This is a genomic window from Lacticaseibacillus suilingensis, assembly GCF_016861845.1.
In the GTDB taxonomy this organism is placed as follows: Bacteria; Bacillota; Bacilli; order Lactobacillales; family Lactobacillaceae; genus Lacticaseibacillus; species Lacticaseibacillus suilingensis.
In genome coordinates this window covers 1-3,377 of record NZ_BOLV01000047.1, presented here as the reverse complement: position 1 = coordinate 3,377, position 3,377 = coordinate 1, and the positions used below count along the sequence as shown (strand labels likewise).

The window sequence follows — 3,377 nt, the reverse complement described above, 5'->3', positions numbered from 1 at the left end:
ATTGTTAGCGGCATAGGCTACAACCACTAAACACAGTCACTTTGATCTACGCTTAATTTCAACTTTGCACCAGAACCCAGCTAACATGCTGCGTTTTTTTGTACTCAAGGGAGAGATAAAAATGGCAACAGACTCAAGCGCAGAAACAGAAACTACCGTAGCCCCAGAAGTGCCACGCCCATCTAAGGGCAACTTTCATCATGTTCTTCCTCCTCTGGTTGGCTAAAAGGTATGTATCTGCTCAGCTTCAATTTTGTCTAAAACTGGCGCAAAATCGCCGTGCTGGATTGAAATAATGAAGTTGCTCACCGTGTATGGGCTGGCAATCTTCACCCGAAGGTATTCGTTGCTCTCGGCGGTAAGCACGCTGACAAGGCCAAATGTGTATAGCCCGCAGGCGTCCCCTTCTCCGGCGTAGTCTGACCGCCGTGCCATTTCTGTGTAGAAATCCTCCATTGTCTTCATGTCGTGACCTCCTAGGCTCCTGCCCGTCTTCTACTGTGAGGCCTGCACTTGACCTTGATTTTGGTTTTGCCCCAGTTCCTTCGCTACCCTTGCTTGCCTGCAAACCGTCAGTAGAAATCTAGATAGCCGCGGTGATCGCGAAAGGGCCCTTGGGCCGCGCCACCGCATGACCACGGAGGACTCGTGCTCCGGTTCTTGGAGCGCGGGGCCGGCCTAGCATTATGCGTGTCGGCCCCAAAAATGGTTTTCCCGACGTCATGTTTCCGAAAATAGTTGATCACTGCTGAGAGAGACGCATTTTGATTTGCAATGTGATTGCATTCAAGTTATAATCTGTTTAGCAAACGAGTTAAGGCGGCGCGTTGTATGTATGAGATTGATTTCTATGAGGACAGAGATGGATACTGCGAAATTCTAAATTTCTTTGACGATTTGGATCAAAGCAATGAAAAGTCAAAAAAAGTATTATTTGGAAAAATTCATCACCAGCTTGATCTTCTCCAGTCATTAGGGCCACTGATGCGTGAGCCTCAAGCGAAATACTTGAAAGGCTATCGGCACCAGCTATTTGAATTACGGCCAATGCCCGAACGCATATTTTACGCTGCTTGGTCTGACGGCCGATATGTGTTGCTGTCGCATTACACTAAGAAGCAGAATGCGACGGATCCGCGTCAGGTCGATAAGGCACTTAGATTACTTGACGACTGGTTGAGTCGAAAGGAGATAGAACAATGACGACTTGGAATGAATACAAGAAAACGATTACAGCTTTCACGCCGGAAGAATTGTCAGTGATGGACATGCTGACTGAATTGCAGGCTGAGAGAATTCGGCGCGGTGTTTCTCAACGAGATTTTTCGGATAAGATTGGTATGAAGCAGCCACAGCTCGCTAAGATTGAGCGTATGGATTCTATGCCAACGCTTGGCACATTAACAAGGTATGCAGCCGGACTGGGTTTGCAGCTAAAGTTGACGGCTTCCGTTTGATTATTATTGATAACTACATTGATCTTTGGCTCTTGGGCATGAGTTACTCCATGCCTATTTATTTGACCTTATTGGAGCGCCTCGCTACGTAAGATATTAGGTGAAAGGTGGGTCAAGTCTGCTCTGAACAACGTCCAACACCAAAAACTTTAGACCCGCTTAAAGACTGGCTGCGGCTCGTCTTTTTTGTTGGGAACCGATGTAGATCAGGATGTCAGTATATTGTTTGATTCCCAGATACCGGGGCCGCATGGTTCACTCGTTTTTAATAAGCTGCAAGTAGAGTATTACGATGAGAAGCAGAATAGCTACAGGCGGGAAAAGCCATAGACTGAACTCGAATTCAATTTGCAAGATCAGTAAAATTACAAATACTATGCTTAACCAAAATCTAAGTTTCAAATGCTTCCCCTGTTATCCTACGAACAGAGTGTGATGAACGGTGACTACTCGAGCCCGAAACAACTCGACGATGTCACGTAGCTGATCGACAATGGTTCTCGCAAACGCATTAGGCTCTTCCTGAAATTTCAACATAGCTTATAGATCCATAATTCAAGCGAGAGTTTCCTTAGTGTTAGGAAGTAAAGTCATTCTCTGTACGACTAAACATATAAGTTCTATGATGATAGCGCATTGACAACACAATGCCTATACAGATCATGTTAGTCAATAGAAATGATCCGCCCTGAGAAATAAATGGTAACGGGATCCCGGTTAAGGGGAGCAAATCTATGTTCATTCCGATATTTTCAAATATATGAAAAGAAAGCATCATAACTATGCCAGTTACAATGTAAGCGTAGAACTCATTTTTGGTATCAAATGCTACACGAATGAGTTGCCAAAGTAGTAAGAAGTAAATCAAAATCACTAATGAACAACCGACGAATCCGAATGATTCGCCAATTACAGAAAAAATCATGTCGGACTCCCGGATAGGTACATATACCTTTAGATTGTTCATGCCACGACCGGTCATCTGGCCGGTTCCAATAGCCTGCATAGAACGCCAAAGCTGTAAGCTACTATTGCTAGTATCGTGTGTCGGGTCAAGCCAAGAGTTAATCCTGTCGAACTGGTAGGATTCAAACCCAAGATGTCCTAAAAACTCCTTCCCCCAACTACTAACCACAAGATATATGGATACACAAATAATCAAAGATGAACCCAAACCTAGCGGTAAAACTATTTGCCACTTAATTCCAGATACTAATATCATGCCTGCCAGTATTGCAACAAAAACTAAGGTAGACCCAAAGTCATGCTGAAGCTTCATAAGAACCGCTATTGGCAATGTGATAAGGGCAAACTTTCCAATTAGTATCCAGTCATTTTTGAAAGTATGACTATACATCGAATTGTGTAAAGAAGCAACGCGAGCTGTCATAAGGATGTATGCCGGTTTCATAATTTCTGAAGGCTGAAAAGAGATGGGGCCAACTCTAAACCAACTCTTTGCACCATGTTGAATAGCCATAGTAGGATCGTAAAATTTAAGGACCGCGATGAGAAGAATAATTCCTAGTGTATAAAGCCACGGAGACAGTTTCCAGTACTGTTCGGCATCGAGGTGCATTGCAAGGAATGCAACTAAGATACCCAACATAAGCCAAATCAGCTGCATCGTGGCTGCTCGTGCAGGTGTCGACGGCGGCTGCAAGTCATATTTGACCGCTGTGTACAGAGACACAAGACCAATGATTGAAAGTAACATGACAGATAGGATGATGCCATAGTCAATTCTGGAATCAAGATCTTCACCTTTAGCCATTCAAGCTCCTCCTATGTATGTAGTAAACGTAACATTGTTAGAACCACCCAATATGACTATGTGTGGCTGTAGATGTTTAGATACTGCTATTCTTGACTAGCTGTAGCAAGACATTTGTAAAGCCAACGTCGGCATTAAGTGATGGT

The 3,377-nt window shown here is 43.9% G+C and carries 4 protein-coding genes; 2 read left to right on the top strand and 2 right to left on the bottom strand.

Features of this window, described 5'->3' with window-relative positions:
- Nucleotides 1-222: 222 nt before the first annotated feature.
- A complete protein-coding gene (locus JUF11_RS12900) occupies nt 223-465 on the bottom strand; it encodes a hypothetical protein (protein ID WP_204119916.1) in 243 nt (80 codons plus the stop codon).
- 366 nt (nt 466-831) lie between these two features.
- On the opposite strand from JUF11_RS12900, the gene JUF11_RS12895 reads away from it, so the two are divergent.
- A complete protein-coding gene (locus JUF11_RS12895; protein ID WP_204119915.1) occupies nt 832-1,203 on the top strand; it encodes a type II toxin-antitoxin system RelE/ParE family toxin in 372 nt (123 codons plus the stop codon).
- Nucleotides 1,200-1,457 (top strand): helix-turn-helix domain-containing protein, encoded by a 258-nt coding sequence (locus JUF11_RS12890; RefSeq protein WP_204119914.1) that lies wholly within the window; start codon nt 1,200-1,202, stop codon nt 1,455-1,457. The genes JUF11_RS12895 and JUF11_RS12890 overlap by 4 nt, the downstream gene beginning before the upstream one ends.
- A 577-nt stretch (nt 1,458-2,034) precedes the next feature.
- Here JUF11_RS12890 and JUF11_RS12885 read toward each other — a convergent pair.
- Nucleotides 2,035-3,231, bottom strand: coding sequence for an FtsW/RodA/SpoVE family cell cycle protein (locus JUF11_RS12885; protein WP_204119913.1), 1,197 nt, complete (start codon nt 3,229-3,231; stop codon nt 2,035-2,037).
- Between the last annotated feature and the right edge of the window lie 146 nt (nt 3,232-3,377).

Bases quoted from the DNA above. Each gene is read 5' to 3' on its own strand.
- JUF11_RS12890 (WP_204119914.1), top strand. From the start codon at position 1,200: ATGACGACTTGGAATGAATACAAGAAAACGATTACAGCTTTCACGCCG.
- JUF11_RS12900 (WP_204119916.1), bottom strand. From the start codon at position 465: ATGAAGACAATGGAGGATTTCTACACAGAAATGGCACGGCGGTCAGAC.
- JUF11_RS12885 (WP_204119913.1), bottom strand. From the start codon at position 3,231: ATGGCTAAAGGTGAAGATCTTGATTCCAGAATTGACTATGGCATCATC.
- JUF11_RS12895 (WP_204119915.1), top strand. From the start codon at position 832: ATGTATGAGATTGATTTCTATGAGGACAGAGATGGATACTGCGAAATT.